The organism is Luteibacter sp. UNCMF366Tsu5.1 (assembly GCF_900119235.1).
In the GTDB taxonomy this organism is placed as follows: Bacteria; Pseudomonadota; Gammaproteobacteria; order Xanthomonadales; family Rhodanobacteraceae; genus Luteibacter; species Luteibacter flocculans.
Genome location: NZ_FPIS01000002.1, coordinates 174,265 through 197,780, shown reverse-complemented (window position 1 = coordinate 197,780; position 23,516 = coordinate 174,265). Strand labels below are relative to the sequence as shown.

Annotated in this window: 24 protein-coding genes and 1 other RNA gene; 15 read left to right on the top strand and 10 right to left on the bottom strand. The window is 66.4% G+C overall.

Translation table 11 applies throughout. The features are described 5' to 3' along the window. Nucleotides 1-5 precede the first annotated feature (5 nt). The 8 genes from mlaD to BT115_RS10100 all read right to left on the bottom strand — a co-directional run bounded on the left by mlaD (nt 6) and on the right by BT115_RS10100 (nt 9,305). The gene (gene mlaD / locus BT115_RS10135; protein ID WP_072322500.1) at nt 6-881 is read right to left on the bottom strand and encodes an outer membrane lipid asymmetry maintenance protein MlaD; all 876 of its coding nucleotides are present in this window, start codon (nt 879-881) and stop codon (nt 6-8) included. Between the two features lie 57 nt (nt 882-938). Beyond that, complete coding sequence (gene mlaE, locus BT115_RS10130) at nt 939-1,706, bottom strand: lipid asymmetry maintenance ABC transporter permease subunit MlaE (protein ID WP_072322499.1); 768 nt, start codon at nt 1,704-1,706, stop codon at nt 939-941. Next, entirely contained in the window at nt 1,703-2,515 is an 813-nt protein-coding gene (locus BT115_RS10125; protein ID WP_072322498.1) for an ABC transporter ATP-binding protein, read from the bottom strand. Before BT115_RS10125 ends, mlaE begins: the two co-directional genes overlap by 4 nt. Continuing rightward, a complete protein-coding gene (gene gmk, locus BT115_RS10120) occupies nt 2,512-3,129 on the bottom strand; it encodes a guanylate kinase (RefSeq protein WP_072322497.1) in 618 nt (205 codons plus the stop codon). The genes BT115_RS10125 and gmk overlap by 4 nt, the downstream gene beginning before the upstream one ends. Nucleotides 3,130-3,594: 465 nt before the next feature. Beyond that, nucleotides 3,595-4,899 carry an amidohydrolase family protein gene (locus tag BT115_RS10115; RefSeq protein WP_255369401.1) on the bottom strand — a complete coding sequence of 435 codons (1,305 nt, stop codon included), beginning with the start codon at nt 4,897-4,899 and terminating at the stop codon, nt 3,595-3,597. A 100-nt stretch (nt 4,900-4,999) separates the two neighbouring features. After that, a complete protein-coding gene (locus BT115_RS10110; RefSeq protein WP_072322496.1) occupies nt 5,000-7,195 on the bottom strand; it encodes a penicillin acylase family protein in 2,196 nt (731 codons plus the stop codon). Nucleotides 7,196-7,269: 74 nt separating this feature from the next. Then, a complete protein-coding gene (locus tag BT115_RS10105; RefSeq protein WP_072322495.1) occupies nt 7,270-8,220 on the bottom strand; it encodes a M14 family metallopeptidase in 951 nt (316 codons plus the stop codon). A gap of 221 nt (nt 8,221-8,441) precedes the next feature. Continuing rightward, nucleotides 8,442-9,305 (bottom strand): YicC/YloC family endoribonuclease, encoded by an 864-nt coding sequence (locus BT115_RS10100; protein WP_072322494.1) that lies wholly within the window; start codon nt 9,303-9,305, stop codon nt 8,442-8,444. A 79-nt stretch (nt 9,306-9,384) separates the two neighbouring features. Between BT115_RS10100 and rph the strand changes: the two genes are divergently transcribed. From rph to pepQ, 8 genes are all read left to right on the top strand, one after another. After that, nucleotides 9,385-10,116 (top strand): ribonuclease PH, encoded by a 732-nt coding sequence (gene rph, locus BT115_RS10095; RefSeq protein ID WP_072322493.1) that lies wholly within the window; start codon nt 9,385-9,387, stop codon nt 10,114-10,116. Further along, nucleotides 10,113-10,622, top strand: coding sequence for a GNAT family N-acetyltransferase (locus tag BT115_RS10090; protein ID WP_083527404.1), 510 nt, complete (start codon nt 10,113-10,115; stop codon nt 10,620-10,622). Before rph ends, BT115_RS10090 begins: the two co-directional genes overlap by 4 nt. 2 nt (nt 10,623-10,624) lie before the next feature. After that, nucleotides 10,625-11,218 carry an RdgB/HAM1 family non-canonical purine NTP pyrophosphatase gene (gene rdgB / locus BT115_RS10085; RefSeq protein ID WP_072322492.1) on the top strand — a complete coding sequence of 198 codons (594 nt, stop codon included), beginning with the start codon at nt 10,625-10,627 and terminating at the stop codon, nt 11,216-11,218. Then, complete coding sequence (gene hemW / locus BT115_RS10080; RefSeq protein ID WP_072322491.1) at nt 11,215-12,372, top strand: radical SAM family heme chaperone HemW; 1,158 nt, start codon at nt 11,215-11,217, stop codon at nt 12,370-12,372. Before rdgB ends, hemW begins: the two co-directional genes overlap by 4 nt. A gap of 112 nt (nt 12,373-12,484) precedes the next feature. Beyond that, nucleotides 12,485-14,668, top strand: coding sequence for a DUF1631 family protein (locus BT115_RS10075; RefSeq protein WP_083527403.1), 2,184 nt, complete (start codon nt 12,485-12,487; stop codon nt 14,666-14,668). After that, entirely contained in the window at nt 14,665-15,012 is a 348-nt protein-coding gene (locus tag BT115_RS10070; RefSeq protein ID WP_072322490.1) for a hypothetical protein, read from the top strand. Before BT115_RS10075 ends, BT115_RS10070 begins: the two co-directional genes overlap by 4 nt. 76 nt (nt 15,013-15,088) lie before the next feature. Next, nucleotides 15,089-15,700 carry a hypothetical protein gene (locus BT115_RS10065; RefSeq protein ID WP_143144524.1) on the top strand — a complete coding sequence of 204 codons (612 nt, stop codon included), beginning with the start codon at nt 15,089-15,091 and terminating at the stop codon, nt 15,698-15,700. 85 nt (nt 15,701-15,785) lie between these two features. Beyond that, nucleotides 15,786-17,108: a Xaa-Pro dipeptidase gene (pepQ, locus tag BT115_RS10060; protein WP_072322488.1), complete on the top strand. Its 1,323-nt coding sequence runs from the start codon at nt 15,786-15,788 to the stop codon at nt 17,106-17,108. A gap of 99 nt (nt 17,109-17,207) precedes the next feature. Here the strand turns inward: pepQ and BT115_RS10055 are convergent, their stop codons facing one another. Next, the gene (locus BT115_RS10055; RefSeq protein WP_072322487.1) at nt 17,208-18,500 is read right to left on the bottom strand and encodes an aminopeptidase P N-terminal domain-containing protein; all 1,293 of its coding nucleotides are present in this window, start codon (nt 18,498-18,500) and stop codon (nt 17,208-17,210) included. Beyond that, entirely contained in the window at nt 18,497-19,063 is a 567-nt protein-coding gene (locus BT115_RS10050; protein ID WP_072322486.1) for a UPF0149 family protein, read from the bottom strand. The genes BT115_RS10055 and BT115_RS10050 overlap by 4 nt, the downstream gene beginning before the upstream one ends. Before the next feature lie 123 nt (nt 19,064-19,186). Here BT115_RS10050 and BT115_RS10045 point away from each other — a divergent pair, with 123 nt between their 5' ends. The 7 genes from BT115_RS10045 (at nt 19,187) to rmuC (ending at nt 23,349) form a co-directional block, all read left to right on the top strand. After that, nucleotides 19,187-19,411 carry a TIGR02449 family protein gene (locus tag BT115_RS10045; RefSeq protein ID WP_036116258.1) on the top strand — a complete coding sequence of 75 codons (225 nt, stop codon included), beginning with the start codon at nt 19,187-19,189 and terminating at the stop codon, nt 19,409-19,411. 5 nt (nt 19,412-19,416) lie between these two features. Then, complete coding sequence (locus BT115_RS10040; protein WP_072322485.1) at nt 19,417-19,725, top strand: cell division protein ZapA; 309 nt, start codon at nt 19,417-19,419, stop codon at nt 19,723-19,725. An 8-nt stretch (nt 19,726-19,733) separates the two neighbouring features. After that, nucleotides 19,734-19,917: non-coding RNA, 6S RNA (gene ssrS, locus BT115_RS10035), on the top strand. Nucleotides 19,918-20,025: 108 nt separating this feature from the next. Then, nucleotides 20,026-20,637, top strand: coding sequence for a 5-formyltetrahydrofolate cyclo-ligase (locus BT115_RS10030; RefSeq protein ID WP_072322484.1), 612 nt, complete (start codon nt 20,026-20,028; stop codon nt 20,635-20,637). 11 nt (nt 20,638-20,648) lie between these two features. Continuing rightward, nucleotides 20,649-21,092, top strand: a complete 444-nt coding sequence (locus BT115_RS10025; RefSeq protein WP_177257399.1) for an EVE domain-containing protein — start codon at nt 20,649-20,651, stop codon at nt 21,090-21,092. Then, complete coding sequence (gene rpiA, locus BT115_RS10020) at nt 21,089-21,745, top strand: ribose-5-phosphate isomerase RpiA (RefSeq protein WP_072322482.1); 657 nt, start codon at nt 21,089-21,091, stop codon at nt 21,743-21,745. Before BT115_RS10025 ends, rpiA begins: the two co-directional genes overlap by 4 nt. Before the next feature lie 155 nt (nt 21,746-21,900). Next, nucleotides 21,901-23,349: a DNA recombination protein RmuC gene (gene rmuC / locus BT115_RS10015; protein ID WP_072322481.1), complete on the top strand. Its 1,449-nt coding sequence runs from the start codon at nt 21,901-21,903 to the stop codon at nt 23,347-23,349. Nucleotides 23,350-23,516 lie beyond the last annotated feature (167 nt).

Genomic DNA, 23,516 nt, shown 5'->3' with positions numbered 1-23,516 from the left:
CCGGCTTACTTCTTGCCGGCGTTGTCGGGTTGGGTAGTGCCCTGGGCACCACCGGACTTGTTGTCGCTCGGCGAACCGTTCACCAGGAACTTGCCGATCAGGTCTTCCAGTTGCAGCGCGGATTGCGTCAGCACGAAGCTGTCACCGTCCGCCAGGTATTCCGGCGACCCGCCGGGCTGGATCGCAACATACTGGCTACCGATCAAACCGCTTGTGAATACCGCGGCCGACGAGTCATCGGGTATCTGGGAGTAGCGCTTGTCGATCGCAAGGGTGACCGTAGCTTGGGAGCTGCCCGGCTTGATGAGTACCGACTCGACGCTGCCGATCGGCACGCCGGCCATCTTCACCGCCGCGCCAGGCTGCAGGCCGCCGATGTTGGTGAAGTCGGCCGTCACGTGAAAGGTGCCGCCCAGGCGGTCCGGGGCGCTGCCGCCACCGAAGAACTTGCCGAGCATTTCTTCCAACTGCTGGGCCGGGCGGGTCAGGCCGATCTCTCCGCCTTCTTTCACCGGGGTCTTCGAGCGGCCGAACTGGATGCCCACGTACTGGTCGCCCAGCAGGCCACTGGTATAGATCGTGGCGACGGAGTCGTCCGGAATGTCCTTGTGCCGATCGTCGATGGCAAGAGTGACCTTGGCCTCTTCCTTGCCGGGCACGAGGTCGATCGCCTGGACCGAACCGATGCGGACACCGGCGACCTTCACCGGGGCGCGCGTCTTCAACTGGCCGACGTTCGCGAAATGCGTTTCCACCTCGTAGGTGGACCCCTGTGTCGTGTTGGCGACCGAGGTGGTCTGGGTGGCGAGGTACGCCAGGGCAGCGAAACCGAGCACGATGAACAGGCCGGTGCCGACGGCGTAGGAGCGTCTCTGGGTCACGGCACGATCCTCGAATGGGCGATGGGGGAAAGAAGAGTCATGGCGGTCTCGGGCTCCTCAGATCAGGAACGAGGTGAGGACGAAGTCCAGCGCCAGGATGGCGATGGAGGAGGCCACCACCGTGCGCGTCGTCGCATACGCGACGCCCTCGCTGGTGGGCGGAGTGGTGTAGCCCTGAAACACCGCGATCAGCGAGACCACGATGCCGAAGGCGACGGACTTGAGCAGCACGCCGTTGACGATGTCCTTGTGGACGTCGACCGAGGCGGTCATGTTCGACCAGAAGGTGCCGTTGTCGATGCCCAACCAGGTCACGCCGACGAGATGACCGCCGAACACGCCCATGGCGCAGAACACAACGCCGAGCAACGGGAGGGCGATGACACCCGCAAGAAAGCGCGGCGCGGCCACATAGGCGATCGGATCGACAGCCATCATTTCCATGGCGTCGAGCTGATCTGTCGCACGCATCAGGCCGATCTCTGCCGTGACCGAAGTGCCCGCGCGGCCAGCGAACAGCAGCGCGGTGACCACCGGGCCCAGTTCGCGGTAAATCGCGATCGCGACGACGGTGCCGGTGGCCGACGTGCCGCCGAAGATCGACAGCACGTCGTAGAGCTGCAAGCCCAGCACCATGCCGACGAACAGGCCGCAGGTCATCACGATGGTGAGGCTCATCGCACCGACGAACCATATTTGCCGTAGCGTCTCGCGGCCGTAGCGCAGGCTCCGCGGAATCGCGGCGAGGATCGTGAGCAGAAAGATCCCGCATGCGCCGATCTGCGCCAGGCTGCGAACGACGACGTTGTCGTTCCTGGTGCTCATGCCTTGCCTCCGGAAAACCCGAGCGCGCTGGCGTAGTCGCCCGCGGGATACTGGAACGGAACGGGGCCGTCGGCCTCGCCACCGAAGAATTGCGCCGTCCACGGCGAGCCATCGCTGGCGAGCGTCGCTGGATCGCCCTGCGCCACGACCTTGCCATTGGCGATCAGGTAGACGTGGTCGGCCACCTTTTGCACGGCCGCCAGCTCGTGAGCGACGAGCACGCTGGTGATGCCCAGCGTCTCGTTCAACGTGCGGATCAGCAGCAGAACCTGATTGAGCGCGATCGGGTCGAGACCGACGAAGGGCTCATCGTAGAGAATGAGCGCCGGATCGAACACGATCGCCCGGGCCAGCGCGACGCGACGCGCCATGCCGCCCGACAGTTCCGTGGCCATCAGTCGCGCCGCACCGCGCAGGCCCACGGCCTGCAGCTTGTTCAGCACGATATTGCGAATGAGTTCTTCCGGAAGCCGGGTGTGCTGGCGTAGCGGGAAGGCCACGTTCTCGAATACGTCGAAGTCGGTAAGCAGCGCGGAATTCTGGAACAGGTAACCGATACGTTCGCGCAGCACGAACAGGCGCTCGCGCGACAGCGCGGGCACGTTCTCGCCATCGACCTCGATGCTGCCGGCATCGCCGCGCATCTGCCCGGTGATGTGCTTCAGCAGCGTGGTCTTGCCGGTGCCGCTGGGGCCCATGATCGCGGTGATCTTGCCGCGCGGGATATCCATGTCGAGGTTATCGAAGATGGTCTTGCCGTTGAGGACCGTGGTCAGTCCGCGCACGCGGACGATGGCGTCGTCGGTCATGGTGCAAGCAACTCCTCGATCAGCGATTCGTGGCGACGGGCCGCGAGCGGCGCCCGCTGGCGCACCGCGCGGACGATCGACCGGAGGTCACTCAACGCGTCCTCGAACCGGTCGTTGACGATGATGTAGTCGAACTCATGCGCGTGGGCGATTTCCTCGCGCGAATTGAACAGGCGGCGCTCGATCACTTCCGGCGCGTCGGAACCGCGGCCACGCAGGCGGCGCTCCAGTTCCCCGCGCGAAGGCGGCAGGATGAACACGCTGACGCAATCGGGTTTGCCCTTGCGCACCTGGCGCGCGCCCTGCCAGTCGATCTCCAGGAGCACATCGCGACCCTCGGCCAGCTTGCCCTCGACCACGGTGCGGGAGGTGCCGTACAGGTTGCCGTGGACCTCGGCGTGCTCGAGAAAGATGCCATCCGCAATTTCCCGCTCGAAGTCGGGACGTTCCACGAAGAAATAGTGCCGGCCGTACTGTTCGCCCACGCGTGGCGGTCGCGTGGTGTGCGAGATCGAGAGCGAGATATCCGGCTCGCATTCCAGCAGGGCGTTGACCAGCGTGGACTTGCCGGCGCCGGACGGTGCGGCCACCACGAACAGGGTGCCTTCGATCATCCGCGGGTCTCTGCGTGAGGGTTCATGGCTCGCTTCCGGTGGCACCGGGCGCCGAACGGGTCGGCATCGGCACGTATCCTGTTGTGCAAAAGGGGATTGTAACGGTTTTCAGCCGTCGGCCACCTTTCGCGGTACCGAGGCACGCTGTAGGAGGGTGCCGTTCCTGGCTGCCGCGCGGATATATCGGCGACAGCCCGAGACCGGCAGAAGGCCCCAGACCATTCGCATGCCTGAGCCATGGAGCTCGCGAGTGGGAGCCAGCCTGCTGGCGATGGGTGCTTGCCGGTGATGGGTGCTTGCCTCATGGCCAGGCCGCTTCGTTGGCTTTTCGCCAGCAGGCTGGCTCCCACCTGTGCCCTAATTTCGCCGGCAGGCTGGCTCACACCGGTGCCCTGATTCTCGCCAGCAGGCTTGTTGCCACCTATGGGGTGGCTCATACCTAGGGTTGATAAGGCCGTGCGGCCGCTACTCGGCCCGCTTGTAGACCACGCCACCTTTCATGACGAAGCTCACGCGAGCGAGCGCCCCGATATCCTTCGTCGGGTCTCCCGGCACAGCGATGATGTCGGCATCGCGGCCGGGGCGGAGCTGGCCGATGCGGTCCTGCTGACGGAGCACCTTCGCGTCCACCGCGGTGGCGGCGAGCAAGGCCTGGGCGGGGCGCATGCCGTCGCGCACCATCCACTCCAGTTCCTTGTAGTTGCTGCCATGGGCGAACACGCCCACGTCGCTGCCGTTGCCGATCGTCACGCCCGCATCGAGCGCTCGCTTGAACGCCTGCGCGGACTTCTGGATCGCCTCGGTGGGCGGCTGGCCAGGCTTCCAGCCACCGAAGTATTCGGCATAGGCGGCGCTCGCCTCCAGCGTGGGCATGTAGGCGACGCCATGCTTCTTCATCAGCGCAAAGACCTCGGGCGTGCCGTCGTAGCCGTGCTCAATCGTGTCGACGCCAGCGAGCACGGCGCGGCGCATGCCTTCCGCCGTACTCGAATGCACAGCCACCGGCAGGCCGAGCGAATGCGCCATGTCGACGCCTGCTTTCAGCTCTTCCTCGGTGAACGTCGGCACCGAACCCTTGCTCTTGCCGCAGTGGTAATCGGCGTAGATCTTGATCCAGTCGGCGCCATGCGCCGCCTGGTCGCGCACGGCATCGATCATCTGCGCGGTACCGCTGACGGGGATGCCGCCCTGCGGCAGGTCGAGATCCTCGCGAAATCCAAGCGGCCCCGGCCCATAGCAATGCGCGGCAATGGTGGCGCGTGTGGCGATGAAGAGATGCGGCCCCGGGATCACGCCCTGGTCGATCGCACGCTGCACGTCCACGTCGGCGTAGCCGGCGCCTTCGGTGCCAAGATCGCGCAGCGCGGTGAAGCCGCTCATCAGCGTATCGCGCGCATGCTTCACCGCTTCCACGGTGCGGAACGCGAGCGTCTCCTTCAACACCTGGTCGTTCCACGGCGCCTCATTGTACGGATGCAAAAAAATATGCGAATGCGCGTCGATGAGACCGGGCAGCAAAGTCGTGCCGGGCAACGCGATCGTCTGTGCATCGGCGGGAACGGACACGCTCGACGCAGGCCCCACGTCGGCGATCTTGTCGCCTCGCACGAGCACCACCCATCCTTCGTGCGTGTGCTCATCGCGCGCATCGAAGACACGGTCGGGTTTGAGCAGCACCGGCGCACTCGCCGACGTCGCATCGGCGGCGAGACTGCGCAAGGACACGAGCAGCAAGGCGAGCACGGCCCAGCGCATGGCACGTCGAGTCACGGCGAAGCTCCCCTGGGCGGAAAGCGCCATATGACCTCATGGGCGATGCGAATTCAACACGCAGGCCGAGTGACGGCTTCGATCGCCCCCGCGGACAACGTCACGGCACGTCCGGGTGATAGCTGCGCTCCACGTGCCCCTTCAACTCCTCGGGCCAAAAGTACACCTCGCGCAGATTGCCGGTGGTATAGCGCTCGGCTTCGTCGTTGAAGTGCTTCGAGGCGGGATCACCGCTTTCGCCACCGGCGGTGATGGCGCGCGCATGCACCTTGTCACCGAACTCCACCACCGCTACGAAGCTGTTGCCGCTCGTGCCGTAGTAGCGTTTCGTGCCTGGCCAGCGGTGCGCGCCGAATGACGCCAAGGAGCCCCAGCGTGACGAGGTAAAGGGCACCGGAATGCTGGGCTTCGCGTCGTCGAAGGCTTGCTTGATGGCGCCGTCCACGCGCTGGAAACGATTCACCTCGCCCCATGGCACGCCCCAACTGCCGAAGTCCTGCTCTAGGCGATCGGCGGCTTCGGCCAGCGCGTCGAGACGCGCGTTCGGGCCGGCCTTCTCCGCCATCACGTCGTAGATCGAGAGGCCTTCGGCGGTGTCGAGCTTGCTGGCTTTATCCCAGAGGATGTCGCCCCAGAACACCGCCAGCGAAGTCGGCATCGAGGTGATGCCCCAGCGGTAGTCCCACCTGCGAAGCAGCGCGATGGGGCCCGCGAGGCGACGCTTTCGCGGATCGCTCGCCGGCAGCGCGTCGTAATCCGCGATGAGGATCGGCAGTTGGCGCGCGAACGCGGGAAGATACGGATCGAATGCGGCATCGATGAGCGACGCGAGCGTAAAATCGCGACGCCCCGTCAGCACACGCGAGGCGTGCAGGCCACGCGGATTTTCCCCCACCGTATCCATGTAACGCGGGTAATCCGCCTGTTTCGGGCTGTCCGGTCCCGCCGCCGAATACGGCCAGTCGTTCGTGTTGAATATCCATCCCGTCGGCGGATTGAACAGATGCGGCGCCTTGTCCAGCGGCAACAGACCTTGCCAGTCGGTCGCGGGATCGCTGCCGTCCACGGGTTTCGTATAGTCGAATCGGTCGTTCCTCTTGGGAATGAACTGGGGATGCAGATACGCGATGTTGCCCTTGTCGTCCGCGTAGATCGTATTGTTCGACGAGTTGGCCTTGAACTCGGCGACCTTCATATACGCCGCAAGATCGTTTGCTTTCGTGCGTAGCCAGCTCTGCTGCAGCGCCGCCAGCGGCGTGTTCATCAGCGCCACGGTGATCCATTTGCCGCCCTCGCTGCGAACCACCGGACCGTGATGCGTGGCGTAAACCGTGAAGCGTCGCTCGACCCGCGATCCGTCCTTCTGGCGAACGGCGAGGAAAATCTCTCGCGTCGTCACCGGTCGCAACGCATCGCCGTAGCGATAGAACAGCTTGCCGTCCTTGCGCTGGATGGTCTCCGCGAATTCATCGACGACATCCGCGCCCGTGGACGTATGCATCCAACCGATGTGCTTGTTGAAGCCCTGATAGATGAAGAATTGCCCCCAGGTCACGGCCCCGTAGGCGTCCAGCCCTTCGTCGCTCGACATCTGCAGCTCGGAGCGGAAGAAGAACGAGGTGTGCGGATTGATCAACAGCAGCGCGTGCCCGTTCGCCGTCAGTTTCGGCGCAATGGCGATGCCGTTCGACCCGCTGGGCTCGGCCCAGCTCGACGGCGGCACGAACTGCGCAAGCGCACCGGCAGGATCGTTGCCATAGAACGCCTGCAGATCCTTGGTCGACACGCGCTCGATGTCACCGCCGATACTGCCTTCGCTGAAGCTCAACGCCATCCACGGCTCGAAGTGCGTGATGACCCGCGGATGCACCTCGGGATACGCCGCGAGATAGGCGTTCAACCCATCGGCCCACGCATCCATCAGCGCCTTGAGCCAGGACGGGCTGCGTGCGTAATCGGCCTTCAATGCCAAAGGATCGATAAAGAGCCTTTGCCGCAGGTCTTGCCACAATGCGGACTCGCCTTCCGCTTCCGCCAGACGCCCCAGCGATGTGAGGTAGTTCGTCTCGATGCGATTGAAATCGTCCTCGGCCTGCGCATACGCCATGCCGAACACCGCATCGGCGTCGCGCTTGCCATGCACATGGGCAATGCCCCAGTCGTCGCGCACGATGGTGACGGCCGCGGCCTCTCGTTTCCAGCGTTGCGTTTCGGCGCCGTCGTCTGCTCTCGCGAACGGCGCCAGGCTAAAGGCGAGAAGACAGGCAGCAATCAAGGCCGGCCGACGAGACGTCATCGCGATAGCTTCCCCCTGGGAGACGAGCGCGATGCTAGCCCACTTTCTTCGGCGAGGGCCAACATGATGACCCGTCAGCCGTGAGCCACCGCGTAGTCGATGGCGGCACGCACGGCCGCCACTTGCGCATCGTTGCACTGCTGCGGCGTGGCGCGGGGGCTATCCGGATAGACCTCGGTCGTGGTCGTGTAGCGTGCCTGCGTGATGCCGGCACAAAGGCCGAGTTGACGCAGCGGGTAGGCAATCACGCCCGGCGCGATCTGTGCCGAACCGATGATTTCGCCCTTGGCATCCGGCGGCGCGATATGGGTCACCTTCGCGACCGACTGGATCACCGCCTGCTGAAACGCCGGCTGCAGGTTTTCGGTATCGTCGACGAGATAGAAGCCATCGGGCACCTCGCCCGGCTCGTAGACCTTTCCATCGCGCGCCGCGAGCGCGGGGCGGAACTCGGACTCGTCGCTGTCGGTGGTCTCGTGCAGATCGATATGCATGAGGACGCGACCACGCAACGGCGCAAGCAGCGCCACCAGTGCCGCCGCTTCACCCGACGGGCTGCCCTCGCGAAAATTCCGGTTGGGATCGATCGCATCCGGGTTCCAGCGATGGATGCGCTCGTACGCCCAGGGACTCACGCACGGCACCACCAGCACGTTGGCGCGCCCCTGATAGTCGCCGCCGTGCTCGCGCAGGAACTGCAAGGCGCCATGCACGCCACTGGTTTCGTAGCCATGTACGCCACCGGTCACCAACATCGTCGGCAACGCGTCGTCCCACGACCGCGTGCGCACCGCGAACAGGGGGTAATGCTCACCGGCGTAATCCAGCGCACCGTAGCTCGTCACATCGAACGCATCGCGCAGCGGCTCGATAGCGGCCAGAACGTCCTGCGCGTAATCGCACTGCTTCACCTGCCGCGCGCGCCAGGCGGCGATTTCCGCCTCGCCCCAGGGCTTGCCGGGCGTGCCGATGGGATACGACGTGTGCTGATTCAAAGCCGCGCTCCGTTCTTGAGGGAACTTCATTCTAGCTGTCGACTCCCCGCTCGTTAGCCCCCCCATAACCTGGGGCAGCCGGATCGTTTATTGCCTGAATTCGACCGGCTCGCGCACATCGATGGCGCTCACGCGACCCGCATCACAAAGGCGATCGGGTAAAAGCTCACGGGTCTCTCTGGACTCTAAAAAACGCGGTGGTCGCGAGGTTTTCTCGCCGCTGTAACGGCTCCTAAACGCAAGCGAGCAGGTCACTCAATATTCTGCACCTGCTCCCGCATCTGTTCGATCAGCACCTTGAGTTCGACGGCGGCATTGGTGCTGCGGGAGTCCACGGATTTCGAACCCAGGGTGTTGGCCTCGCGGTTGAATTCCTGCATGAGGAAGTCGAGTCGGCGGCCGATGGGTTCCTTGAGCGCCAGCACGCGGCGGGCTTCGGTGATGTGGGTGCTGAGGCGATCGAGTTCTTCGTCCACGTCCATGCGGGTAATCTGCAGGACGAGTTCCTGTTCGAGGCGGCCCGGGTCGGCCGGCTGGCGGATGTCCGCGAGGCGCGTTTCGAGGCGGGCACGCAGGGCCGTGCGGATCTCGGGCATCCAGCTGCGGACATCGGCGACGATGCGTTCGATGCCGTCGAGGCGCTCGCTCAGCATCTCGCCCAGCTTGGCGCCTTCGCGGGCACGCGTGTCGCCGAGCGCCGTGAGGGCTTGATCGAGCACGTCGAGCAACGCGGCCTGCATGGCGTCGGCGTCGGTCTCGGCTTGCTGGAGCACGCCGGGGAAGCGCAGCAGTTCGGTGAACTGGATGCTCATGCGAGGGAAGCGCTGTTCCATGTCCAGCGCCAGCTCGGAGAGGCGCGACAACACGGCGGCATTCACTCGCAGCCCTTCGCCGGAACCGGCCTCGGCGCGCAGCCGCACGGTGATGTCCACCTTGCCGCGTGACAGCCGTGTGGCAATGCGCTCGCGCAGGGCGCTCTCGAAGCTGCGCAGCTCGTCGGGCAGGCGCGGGCTGATTTCCAGATAACGGTGATTGACCGTGCGCAGTTCGCAGGTCAGCGTGCCGAAAGGTGCTGCCCGCTCGGCGGAAGCGTAGGCGGTCATGCTGCGGATCATCGGTTGCCTCACGTCACGCGCGTCGGGAAAGGGCGCAATGGTAAACTGACCCACCGTCCGCGCCCAAATCAGGCCCCTCATGACCTTCTCCCGCCCGAGCGGCCGCGCTGCCGACCAGTTGCGCGCCGTCAGCATCGAACGCCACTACACCCGCCATGCAGAAGGCTCCGTCCTGGTGTCCTTCGGCGATACCAAGGTGCTCTGCACCGCCTCCGTCGAGGAACGCGTGCCACCGTGGCTGCGCGGCAAGGGCGAGGGCTGGGTCACCGCCGAGTACGGCATGCTGCCCCGCGCCACCACCGATCGCACGCAGCGCGAAGCCGCGCGCGGCGGCCAGGGTGGTCGCACCATGGAAATCCAGCGTCTCATCGGCCGCTCGCTGCGTGCCTGCGTGGATCGTGCCGCGCTGGGCGAACGTGTCATCACCCTGGACTGCGACGTAATCCAGGCCGACGGCGGCACGCGCACCGCGGCCATCACCGGCGCCTATGTGGCACTCGTGGACGCCGTGGCGACGCTCACCAAGCGCCAGGCGATCAAGCGCAACCCGATCCTCGGCGCTATCGCCGCGGTCTCGGTCGGCATCTATAACGGCGTGCCCGTGCTCGATCTCGACTACGCCGAAGACTCCAACTGCGATACGGACATGAACGTCGTCATGAACGATGGTGGCGGCTTCATCGAAGTGCAGGGCACGGCCGAGGGCCACGCCTTCCGCCGCGACGAAATGAACGCCTTGCTCGACCTCGCATCCAAGGGCATCGGCGAACTGGTCGAGGCACAGCGCGCCGCGCTGGAGACCGCGCCGTGAGCGACATCCGTCCGGCCACGCGCGACGACCTGGACGCCATTGTCGCCGTGCACCGCGCCGCCTTCGGCCGGGACAACGAGGGCGACCTCGTGCGGCGCCTCGTGGAAGCCGGTCGCGATGCGATCTCGCTCGTAGCGGTCGACGAGAACGACGGCGTGCTGGGGCACGTGATGTTCTCGCCGGTGACAGTCGAACAAGGCGACGATGGCAAGGCACTGGGGCTCGCCCCGATCGCGGTGCTTCCGGAACACCAGCGCCAGGGCATCGGCCGTGAACTCATCGAGGAAGGCATTGGCGCCTGCTTCGTGCGCGACGCACGGGCCATCTTCGTGCTCGGTTCGCCTGCGTATTACGCAGGCTTCGGTTTCGCGAAGGCCTCCGCGCATGGTCTGCATGATGCCTTCGAGGGCGGCAACGCCTTCCAGGTGTTGTCGCTGACCATCGATGGCCTTGCGGGTTATCAGGGGCGCGTGGAGTACGCGCCCGAGTTCGCGGTGGGGCTGTAACCATGCGTCTCGTCCTGGCCTCCGGCAATGCCGGCAAGGTGATCGAACTGGAACAACTGCTCGCTGGCAGCGACGTGCACCTCGTCGCACAGACGCAGCTTGGCGTCAGCGACGCCGACGAAACCGGCCTGACCTTCGTCGAGAACGCCTTGATCAAGGCGCGGCATGCGGCACGTGCCACCGGCATGCCTGCGCTCGCCGACGACTCCGGTATCTGCGTGGATGCGCTCGGCGGTGCACCCGGGTTGTACGCGGCGCGTTACGCCGGCACGCACGGCGACAGTGCCGCCAACAACGCGAAGCTGCTGCGCGAACTGGATGGCATCCCCGCCGAACGGCGACAGGCCTACTTCATCGCCGTGCTGGTGGTGCTGCGTCACGCTGACGATCCGGCGCCGTTGATCGCCGAGGGCCGCTGGCACGGGCGCATTCTCGAAGCGCCGCGCGGCAACGGCGGCTTCGGCTACGACCCGCTGTTTCTACCGGACGGCTACGACGTCTCCGCCGCGGAACTCGATCCGGCCTTGAAGAACCGTCTCAGCCATCGCGGACAGGCGCTCGCCATCTTGCAGCAACGCTTCGCCGAGCTGGCATGAGCCTCGTTCCGCCGCCGCTGTCGCTTTACGTGCACATGCCCTGGTGCGTGCGCAAATGCCCGTACTGCGATTTCAACTCGCATGGCCTGCGCGGCACGCCCGACTATGCGGGCTACGTGCGTGTCCTGCTCGCCGACCTGGATGCCGACCTGCGCGATCTGGCCGGCGCGCTCGAAGGGCGGCGCATCGAGACCGTGTTCTTCGGCGGCGGCACGCCGAGCCTGTTTTCCCCGGCGTTGGTGGGCCAGTTTCTCGACGGCGCGCGCGAACGGCTGCCGTTCGCCGCGGATGCCGAGATCACGCTCGAAACCAACCCGGGCACCGTGGAACACGGGCGTTTTGATGGCTACCTTGCCGCAGGCGTGAACCGCATTTCCTTCGGCGTGCAGAGCTTCGACGACAAGGCGCTGCACCGCCTGGGTCGCATCCACTCGGCCGGCGAAGCTGCGGACGCCGTGCGCCAGGCGCAGGATGCCGGCATCGGCAACATCAACATCGACCTGATGTACGCGCTGCCGGAACAGACCCTCGCCGGAGCGATCGACGACGTGGATCGCGCGGTCGCGTTGCAACCCACGCACGTGTCGCATTATCAGCTCACCCTCGAACCGAACACGGCCTTCGCTGCGAATCCGCCCCCGCTGCCGGACGACGACGCGGCCTGGGCGATCCAGGAGGCGTGCGAGGCGCGGCTGGCCGAGGCAGGCTACGGGCAGTACGAAGTATCGGCCTATGCGTTGCCCGGACGCCGCTGCGCGCACAACCTCAATTACTGGCGTTTCGGCGATTACCTCGGCATCGGCGCGGGGGCGCACGGCAAGATCAGCGACGCGCACGGCGTCCGGCGCCGCTGGAAGACTCGCTTGCCTGCCGCCTACCTCGCCAGCGAGGGCCAGCCGGCGCGCATCGGCGGCGACAGCCTCGTGAGCGCCGCCGACCTGCCGTTCGAATACATGCTCAATGCGCTGCGCCTGATCGACGGCGTGCCCTCGGCAGACTTCGCCGCACGCACGGGCCTGCCGCGCGAGACCATCGCCCCGGCCCTCGCGATGTGCGTGGCGCGCGGCTGGCTGGTGGACGATCCCGCCGTGCTGAAGACCACGCCGCTGGGGCAGCGCTTCCTCAACGACGTGATCGAGGCGTTCATGGCCTAGGTCGGACGCCTATGCCGATCGCCCTAAGCCGTAAGCACGCCGTCGCCACCCTGGCGTCGTTGCGCCACGGACACCTACACTCCAGGGACGAGGTCGGGGAGGACCTTTCCGAATGAACGCTGGTACGCCGCCGACATCCGGCCGCACGGGGCCGACTCCCGTTGCCTTGTCGCCGCGCGCGGAACGCGAGGCGCAGCAGGGGCTGTCGTTGTGCCTGACCTGGCTCGACACGCCGCTGCGCGACGCCTTGCGCGATTTTGACCATCGCCTGTTCGCCATCGCCGAAAGCAGCCGCAATCACCTCGAACAACAAGCCTGCTTCGAAAGCCGGGGCATCGTCGAACGTGACGGTGCAGGGTTCCGCAACCGGTTCGCCGCGCACCTGTCGTCGCGATTCCGTTACCTGGGCGACATACCGGAGACCAAGCCGGCCGCGTCCCCCGAACACGCCACGCTCAGCCTCGTGGATCCGGAGGAACAGGAGCAGGCCGATGCACTCGCCAGCATGGCCGCGCGCGCCGAAGCGCGCAGCGCAAGCAGCCTGTTCGAGCTGGGCTACCGTCTGGCCGTGCTCGCAGGCAGTCCGCCGCTCGAAGGCGACGCCTTGCCCGCGGGACCGCGCGTGCTCGCTGCAGCGCTGGAGGCAGCCGTGGCGCCCATGCCGCTCAGTTCCGCGCATCGCCTGATTCTTTTCCAGGCCGTGGATGCGAAGGTGCTCGGCCATGGCGAAGCCTTCTATGGCGCGCTCAACGAGCATTACCGTACGCGCGGCATCCTGCCCGGCTTCCGCGTCTATCCGAACGTGCGCGTCGCCACGCCGCCTGTGTCGGAACGGCGCGCGAGGCCCGCCGAGGCGCCCGCGGGCACGACGGAAGCGACCCAGGATCACATCGGCGTGCTGGACGGCTTGCGCCAGCTGCTGGCGCAGCGTGTCGAAGCGGGGCGTGGCGCGGGTTTTGCGCCGGGACGTCTGGCCTCGGACGACGAACTGCAGACCGCTCTGCTCGCCCTGCAGGGTCACGTCGCCGACGTTGCCGGCGCGGCGCAACGTGAGATCCGCAGTGCCCAGGCGCTGCGCGACGAACTGCTTGTCCAGTTGAACCGCAGCCGCCCGGCCGGATCGCCGCCTGCGGAATTGACCGCCGAGCAAGACGACACCGTCGAACTCACGGCCATGCTGTTTCAGAGCATGGGCCAGCAGATGGCCGAAGCGAGCCCCGGTCGCCCCGTGCTGGGCGGCCTGCAATGGCCCATGCTGCGCGCCGCCGTGAACGACCGCGGCTTTTTCGACCAGCCTGAGCATCCCGCCCGGCAATTGCTGGACACCGTGGGCGAGGCTGCACGGCATTGGCTCGATCCTTCCGAAGGCGAGCCGGACGCCGCCCTGGTGGATCGCCTGGAAAGGCTCGTCATCGACGCCAGCCACGCGCAAGTGATCGATCCCGCCTGGCGCGCCGACATCGAACAGCAGATCGCGTTGCTCTCGCGCAAGGCGCACGTGGCCGAGCGTCGCCAGATCGAAGCGATGGAAGGACGCGACCGGCTGGAACGAGCGCGCCAGCGCGCCACGGAGATCATGGCCGAACGCATGGTGCGCGGTGCCACGCCACGCGGTGTACTGCGCATCCTGCTCGAGCGGACCTGGGCCGACGTGCTCGCGCTGCACATCCTCCGCGGCGGCGAAAACGGCGAAGCCTTTCTCTATTGCCTCGGCGTCACCGATCAGTTGCTCGGGCGACGCCCGATCCTCGACCGACGCAAGCTGCGCCAAGACGTGGAACGCGGCCTCGAACATCTCGGCATGCACTCGTCGGAAGCTTCGCAGGTGGCGGCGGGCGTATTCGAACCGCCCGGCACGGCGGACGAAATACCGACGCCCACCGACGTCGCCCTGCGGCTCAAACGGCGGCCGCGTCTTGGCGAAGGCACGGCGCACGGCGAAACGGTGCCGCCGGTCGAGCCGACACCGCTCGATCCGGCCGCCCAGGCGATCCACGATGGGTTTGCCAGCCTGCGCTTCGGCACATGGTTCGAGTTCGTGCAGGCGGACGGGTCGCCCGCATTGCGGAAGCTGGCCTGGTTCTCGCCGACGACCGGCCGCTGCCTGTTCGTCAACCAGCGCGGCAGCCGCTGCGAGGACATCGACCTCACACGGCTCGCGCGCCTCATCGCCACGGGTAAGGCCCGCGAGCACAAGGAGCAACGCCTGTCGATCGTGGATCGCGCGTGGCAGGCGGTGGCACGCAATCTCCGTCGCCAGACCGCCGACGACGAACGCTGGGCGGGCCACGCATGAGTCGCGACTTCGAACAGCGCCGCGCGCCGCGCAAGCAGGCCACGTCGCCCATGCCGATCGTGGACGTGATGACCGAGCGGGTGCTCGGCCAGCTCGGCAATCTTTCGGCGACCGGGCTGATGTTGCTAGGGTCGCCGCCGCCGAGGGCCGGCGCGGTCCACCAGGTAGCCTTCACGCTGCGCGATGCCCAGCACCGCGAACATCGGGTTGAAATAGGGATCCAGGAGCAATGGCACGAACCGGCAGCCACGGCCAGGCAGTTCTGGTCCGGCTACCGTATCGTCGCGGCAAGCGACGATGACGTGCGTGCCATCGACGAATGGATCGGACCACCGGCCGACTGAGCGACGCCGCCATTGCGGCATCCCTGGAGAATCCATGCTTTACGAGGCGCCACGTCGGGGCTCACCATCGCAGGTGATGAGCGAAGCCACCACCATCCTGGTCGACACCGAGATCGAACGCGACGACGCCGCGGCGGCGGCGACCGACCTGTATCTGCATCTGGTCGGCGACGGCGTCATGGCGGCGCTTCCCGAGCGTGACGGCGACACGCGCTTTCGCGTGCTCGACCCGCGTTTCATCGAGGAGACGGGCGTTCGCGCCATCTCGCTTCACGCCAGCGGTCACCGCTGGCAGTTGGACGCCGCCAACGGCGCACACCTCGTCGATGGCGGCCCCGAAAACGGCATCTTCTGCCGCTACGACGCCGGTTTCAGCATCCGTTGCCCCGAGTGCCGCGCCACGCTCGCCCTCGGCGACGAAGGCAGCGAAGCGCTGGAAGAGGCCCTGGCGGTGTGGTGCGATGCGCCGGATTCCGCCTATGTCGCCTGCCCTACCTGCGCCACCTGGAGCGCGCTGCAACTGTGGCGCTCGCCCGCGCACGACTTTGCCGTGGGGCACTTCGCCATCACCTTGTACGGCTCGCATCTGAAAGGCCTGCTCGGTGGCCACGAGCACGCCGCCACGGCCCTGCGCCACCGGCTTGGCGACCTGGCTGGCGACTACGCCGTGGTGTTCGCCAACGCCTGATCCGCCGACGCGGCGCCATCGCGGACTTGGCTACGACAGCCCGGAGGCGCACCATTGCGGTTTGCCCCTCGTCCCGGAGAGCTCCATGAACGACGCGCTGGCCGCGCTCTACCCGCAGCACCTCGCCACCCTGCGCGAGCGCACCGACACCGCCCTCGCCCGCGGCGGTTTCGAACACCTCGTCGTTCCGGCCGGTCGCCCGATCACGAAATTCCTCGACGACCAGGACTACCCGTTCATCGTCAACCCGCATTTCAAGCACTGGCTGCCACTCGTCGACGCCCCGGGAAGCTGGCTCGTATACACGCCCGGCGAAAGGCCGAAGCTTGTGTTTCTCCAGCCCCGCGATTATTGGCACGTGGTACCCGAAGCACCGTCGGGCTACTGGGTGGATCACTTCGACATCGTCGTTGTCCGCAAGCCTGCCGACGCCATTGCCGAGCTGCCGGCCACGCTGTCGCGCTGCGCGATCATCGGCGACCAGTTCTGCAACCTGCAGGACGTCTGCGCGAACAACCCGCCCGCGGTGGTCGACCACCTGCATTACCACCGCGCTTACAAGACGCCGTATGAACTCGAGCTCATGCGCGAAGCCAGCCGCCGCGGCGCGCGCGGCCACCGCGCCGCCGAGCGCGCGTTCCGCGAGGGTGAGAGCGAGTTCGGCATCCACCTCGCGTATCTTGCGGCGGCACGACAGCTCGACGCGGAACTTCCGTACGCCAGCATCGTCGGCCTCAACGAACATGGCGCCGTGCTGCATTACACGAACTTCGATCGGCACGCACCGAAGGAAAGCCACTCGTTCCTGATCGATGCCGGCGCCAGCGCAGCGGGCTATGCCAGCGACATCACGCGCACGTATGCGGGACACGGCGCTGCCGAGTTCCAGGCCCTCATCGACGCGATGGATGCCGCCGAGCGCTCGTTCGCCGCGAAGGTGCGCCACGGCCAGAGCTACGCCGATCTCCACATCCATGCGCACCATGTGCTCGCTGGCGTGCTTCGCGAGCACGACTTCATTCGCATGACGCCGGAAAGCGCCGTGGAATCCGGCGTCTCGTCCGCGTTCTTCCCGCATGGCCTGGGCCACGGCATCGGCCTGCAGGTGCATGACGTCGCCGGTTTCCAGGCGGCCGAGACCGGCGGCACGATCGCCAAGCCGGAAGGCCATCCTTATCTGCGCCTCACCCGCCCTCTCGAAACGGGCATGGTGGTCACCATCGAACCCGGCATCTACTTCATCGACATGCTGCTGGCGGAGTTGAAGCACAAGCCGTTCGCGGCGGACATCAACTGGACCAAGGTGGACGCGTTCCGCAAGTACGGTGGCATCCGCATCGAGGACGACGTGGTCTGCACCGCGGGCGAACCGGAAAACCTCACGCGCGACGCGTTCGCGCAGCTGTAATGCAAAAACCCAGGGATCGACCTCACGGCGTGAGGTCGGTCCCTCGGCGATCCATCCTGCGCACGATGAGTATCCCCGTCGCGACGAAAGCGACGACGCCTAGCGTTCCAGCGCGTCGGGAGCCTTCGGCACCATCGCCGTCATGACGTCCGGCGCGCCCTTGGTCACGGCCACGTCGTCCTCGATGCGGATGCCGATGCCACGCCAGCGCTCATGCACGCGCTTGTCGTCGGGCGGCACGTAGATGCCCGGCTCCACGGTGACCACCATGCCTTCCTCGAGGACGCGCGGTTGGCCGTCGATGCGGTAATCGCCCACGTCATGCACGTCCAGGCCAAGCCAGTGGCCGGTCTTGCTCGGGAAATAGGTCTTGTAGCTGCCTTCGGCGATGACGCGATCGGCACCGCCGCGCAGAATGCCCACAGCGCACAGACCCTCGGCGATCACGCGCACCGCGGCGTCGTGGGCATCGCCGAACGAGCGGCCGGGACGTACGGCGTCGATGGCCGCAAGCTGGGCCTCGTACACGATCTCGTAAAGGGCCCGCTGTTCCTTCGTGAAGCGCCCGCCGATCGGAAAGCTGCGCGTGATGTCGGAGGCGTAGTAGTTCACCTCCGCACCGGCGTCCACGAGCAGCAGCTCGCCATCGTTCAAGATGGCGCGGTTGGCCTGGTAATGCATGATGCATGCGTTCACGCCACCCGCCACCGTGGGCGGGAAGGCCGGCACCGCGCCGCGGCCACGGATGGTGCGCAGGATATCGCCTTCGACCTCGTACTCGGCCACGCCAGGACGGGCCACCGCCATCGCCGAGAGGTGGGCCGCGGCGGCGACCTCGGCCGAGCGCCGCATCAGCGCCAGTTCGTCGCGCGATTTGAACAGACGCAGGTCGTGCAAAAGGTGACCGAGCGCGACGAGATCCTTGGGCACCACGCCACCGCCGCGCGCCGTACGCAGCCGGCGCATCCATCCGAGCAGGCGGGCGTCGAAATCGGGCTCCTGGCCGAAATGGCAGTACACCCGCGCCCTGCCCTCGATCATGCCGGGCAGAATGTCGTCGATATCGTCGATGGGAAAGGCGTCGTCGAGTTTCAGCTCGCGAGCCGCCCGATCGGTGCCCATGCGCTCGCCGTCCCAGCGCTCGCGCTCCGCATCGCGTTCACGGCAGAACAGCACGCTCTCGCCGTGCGCGCGTCCCGGCAGCAAGGCCAGCACGGCCTCGGGCTCGTCGAAGCCGGTGAGGTAATGGAAATCGGAATCCTGCCGGTACGGCCACGGCGCATCGGCATTGCGCATGCGCTCGGGCGCAGCGGCGAGGATCAGTACGGCATCCTCGCCCGCCATGCGCATCAGTTCCCGGCGGCGCCGGGCGTACTCTGCCGCGCCGATCAATGCCGCGTATCGCTCGCCGGTTCGTGCCTGCTGCCCACCTCGGCGTGAAGCAACAGCGCGCCGACCCGCACGAATTCCTCGATCTCGGTGAGCGAATCCTCGTCGCCCTCCACGTCCTCGCCGAGTTCGAACTCGGAGGAGGCGATCGTGGCCATGTCCTTGAGCACCTCGCGCGCGTCCTCGCTGAGACTCCGCGCCGTTTCGGGGGTGCCACCGAGGCCGAAGCCGCCGAGAAACCCGCGCGTCCAGTCGGTGAGACCTTCGGCGCGCGCCGCAAGCGGCGCGTCCTCTTCCGGCAACCAGGGCCCGAAGGTGAGGTCCGTGTCGGCGAGCCACATTTCCGTCTGGTGACGAAGCCGGCCGAGCATCGCCTGATCGTCGGCACCGGGCGCCGGGTCAGGTTCCAGTTGCAGCGCCTCCAGCACGGAGCCATGCGGGAACCGCCCGCCCGCACTGATATAGCCCACCAACGAGCCGTGGAATTCGCTCACCGAGGTGGACAGCTTGCAGCGCTCGATGAGTTCGGCGATGTCTTCGGGGTCGACGGTCTGATTGGCCGGCATGGTGTATTCCTCGGGCTAAGGCGGAAGTCTAATGCAGGCGCCGTCCGGTCGCCGATTTCACATAGCCGACGCATTGGCTGCACGGAATGCCGACAAGCCCGGACCTCCTGTTATAGTCCGCGCATGACGAACCCGGATGCCTTCAAGACCGAACTGGAAGCCCTGAGCGCGACGCTCGACCGGCTCGTCGATACCGTTCGCCGCCTCACCGAGGAAAACCGCAGCCTGCGCCACAGCCAGGAGCAGTTGGCGAACGAACGCGCAGGACTCATGGCACGCAACGAACAAGCGCGCAGCCGTGTGGAAGCAATGATCCAGCGCCTCAAGGCGCTGGAGAACACGGGCTGATCGATATGAACGCCACCGCCAGCGAACCGGTTTCTCTCCGCCTGCTCGATCGCGAGTTTCACATTGCCTGCGCCCCGGAAGAGCGGGCCGGGCTGGTCGCCGCCGCCCAGTTTCTGGACGGGAAGATGCGCGAACTCAAGGCCAATACCAAGGTGCCGGGCTTCGACCGCATCGCGGTGCTGACCGCCGTGAGCATCGCTCACGAACTGCTCACGCTGCGCAAGGAACACGACTCGCAGGAACAGGCGCTGACCGACGGCCTGGCCGCTCTGCGCAGAAAGCTTGATGGTCTGCTCGACGCGTCGGTAAAATAGCCCCCGGACGTTCCCTGCGGTGTGCGCCAGCGCACTTTACATTTGCCTTGTTCCTACATACGACCCCGGGTCGGCTTTTCGCGACTGTTGTGCATGTCCGCCTTCGTACGGAAAGCCTTGAAGCCGCGTAGCCCTCCCACCTGATCCTTTGGATCAAGGTCGTTTGGTGCGCAGCGGCATCGCGGAGAACGTCTCTTCATTTCCAGCCGATCGGCCCGCAGGGCCGGTCAGCGTCGCGTCCGCGGCACCGGATGCGACGGCTCGACGGCGACCTTGCCTGTGCCGTTCACCTGAACGACCATGCCAAAGCTACCCGAGAGACGTGAACTGCGAGCCGACCTCGTGCAGCGCCGCCGCCAGTTGAAACCGGCTGAGCGCGTTGCTGCGGCCCAGGGACTGCGTCAATCCCTCGAACAGTTGCCGGAATTCCTTACCGATACCCATGTGGCCGGTTATTGGGCTACCGGCGGCGAGTTGCCTCTGAATCTCGCCATCGCCCCCATGGCCGAGCGCGGGCAGACCTTCTACCTGCCCGTCGTGACCAAATCCGGTGGCAAGCGGCGCCTCAAGTTCGCGCCGTGGACCACCGGCGAAGACGTCGAAACCAACGAGATGGGCATCCCCGAACCGCGCGCCTCCGAGCGCATCGTGGAAGCCGACAAGCTCGACCTCGTGCTGGTGCCGCTCCTCGGTTTCGACCGCCGCGGCAATCGGCTCGGCTTCGGTGGCGGCTACTACGACCGCAGCTTCGAATTCCTCCGCGACCGCGAGCGCCCGGCGAAGCCGCTGCTGGTCGGCGTCGCCTACGACTTCCAGGAACTGGACGCGATCGAGACCGCCGAGTGGGACATCGCGCTCGACTATGTCGCCACCGACAAGGAACTGATCGACTGCACGGGCGGCGGCGCGTGAAGTACTGGCTCATGAAATCCGAGCCAGACACCTTCTCCATCGACGACCTCGAACGCAAAGGCGTCGAACCGTGGGACGGCGTGCGCAACTACCAGGCGCGGAACTTCATGCGCGACGGCATGAAGGTGGGTGACAAGATCTTCTTCTATCACTCGAATACCGACGTGCCCGGCATCGTCGGCATCGCCACGGTGGCCTCGCCCGCCTATCCGGACGAAAGCCAGTTCAACCGCAAGTCCAAGTACTACGACGAGAAGAGCACGCGCGAAGAACCGCGCTGGATGCTCGTGGACGTGAAGTTCGAGCGCAAGCTTGCCCGCACCATTTCGCTCGACGAACTGAAGGCCCGCGACGAACTCGCCGACATGCCGCTCGTGCGCAAGGGCAATCGCCTGTCGGTGATGCCGGTGGCCAAGGCGGACTGGGATTTCATCCTGAAGCTGGAAAAGTCATGAGCCAGGACAACGAGAAGCGCCTCGCCGCCGAAACCGCCGCCTTCCGCTACGTGGGCAACGGCACGTTCAAGAACGGCATCCTGGGCGTGGGCACCGGTTCCACGGTCAACTTCTTCATCGACGAACTCTCGCAGTATCGCGACCGGATCAAGGCCGCGGTCTCCAGCTCCGAAGCCTCCAGCGCCCGCCTGCGCAAGCTCGGCATCGACGTCATCGACCTCAACGCCGCCGGCCGCCTCGACCTCTACGTCGACGGTGCCGACGAGTGCGATCCGCAGAAGCGCCTGATCAAGGGCGGTGGCGCGGCACTCACGCGCGAGAAGATCGTCGCCGCGGCATCGGATCGCTTCGTCTGCATCATCGACGCCAGCAAGCAGGTCGACGTGCTCGGCGCGTTCCCGCTGCCGATCGAGGTGATCCCGATGGCGCGCAGCTACGTGGCGCGCGAGATCGTGGCCCGCGGCGGCCAGCCGGTATGGCGCGATGGCGTGGTCACTGACAACGGCAACTGGATCATCGACGTCCATGGCTGGCGCATCACCAACCCCGTAGAACTCGAAGCCGATCTCAACCAGATCGTCGGCGTGGTCACCGTCGGCCTCTTTGCGAAGCGCCCCGCCGACGTCGTGATCGTCGGCAATCGCGAAATCTGAGACGGCGGGGACGCAGGCTTCCTGCGTGCAGGAGGCCGCTATAGCGGCGAGTAAATCGCGTCACGGCTACACCGCTTCGTGGGCTTCTCGCCGCTATAGCGGCTCCCACGGGGCGACGCGCTTCGCTCTCTGACGAATGGGTATCCTCGATCTTCATGACGCTTGAAACCATCCTCATCCTTGTTCTTCTGGTGGTGGCCCTCGCCTGCCTCGGTCTGCTGTTCGCCCTGCTCGGCAGGGGCCGCCAGGACGACGGCCAGGCCGCGCGCCTCGATGCCCTCCGCGAGGACAGCCGACGCCTCGAAGCGCTGATCCGCGACGAACAACGCGCTGGCCGCAGCGAGCTGGGCGACAGCCTGGGTCAGTTCCGCGGGCACGTGCAGGAGCAACTGCAGCTCGCGGCGGACCGCCAGCACGAGCGCATCGAAGGCTTCGGACGCCGTCTCGATCAGCTCACCGAGCGCACCGACACCGGCCTGCAATCGCTGCGCCAGGGCCTTGCCGACGACTCGCGCAAGACCCGCGAGGAATCGGCACTGACCTTGAAGCACTTCGGCGAACTGCTCGACCAGCGCTTCACCGCCCTCACCGCCGACAACGAAAAGCGCTTGGCCGAGGTCCGGACCACGCTGGAAACGCGCCTCGGCGCTATCCAGCAGGACAACGCGGCGAAGCTGGAGCAGATGCGGGCGACGGTGGACGAGAAACTCCAGGCCACCCTGGAAACCCGACTCGGTCAGTCGTTCCAGCTCGTGTCCGAACGTCTGGAAGCCGTGCAGCGCGGCCTGGGCGAGATGCAGGCGCTGGCGGCCGGCGTGGGCGATCTCAAGCGCGTGCTGACCAACGTGAAGACCCGCGGCACCTTTGGCGAAGTGCAGTTGGGTGCCCTGCTGGAACAGATACTCATTGCCGAGCAGTACGCAGCCAACGTCGCCACCGTTCCCGGCTCCAGCGAGCGCGTGGAATACGCCATCCGCCTTCCCGGTGCCGACGAGGGCGCCCCGGTCTGGCTGCCCATCGACGCCAAGTATCCGGTCGAGGATTACCAGCGCCTGCTCGATGCGCAGGACGCCGCAGACGTCGAAGGTGCGCAGGCGGCCGGCAAGGCGCTCGAACTGCGCGTGCGCGAGGAAGCCAAGCGCATCCGCGCCAAGTATGTCGCCCCGCCGCACACCACCGATTTCGCGATCCTGTTCCTGCCGACGGAAGGACTCTACGCGGAGGTGATCCGCCGTCCGGGACTGTCCGACCAGTTGCAGCGCGAGTGGCGCGTCACGGTGGCAGGCCCGACCACGCTCACGGCCCTGCTCAACAGCCTGCAAATGGGCTTCCGCACGCTGGCCATCGAAAAGCGCTCGTCCGAGGTCTGGCACGTGCTGGCGGCAGTCAAGAACGAGTTCGGCAAGTTCGCTACCGTGCTGGAAAAGACCCGCAAGCAACTGGACACCGTGCGCAACAGCATCGATACGGCCGGCGTGCGTACCCGCGCCATCGAGCGCAAGCTGCGCGGGGTCGAATCCCTGGGGTCCGACGAATCCCAGGCCCTGCTCGACCTCGTCCCGGGCCTGGACGATGGGGATGAGACGGAGCCATCCGGCGACTGACCACTCTGTGGGAGCCGCTATAGCGGCGAGAAGCCAAACGGAGCAAAGGTGGGAGCCAGCCTGCTGGCGAAAAGCCGACGGAGCGGTGTAGCGGCGAGGCAGGTTGCAATCGCCATCAGGATGGCTCCCACCGCAAGCTTTCGCTCGCCGCCATGGCGGCTCCCACA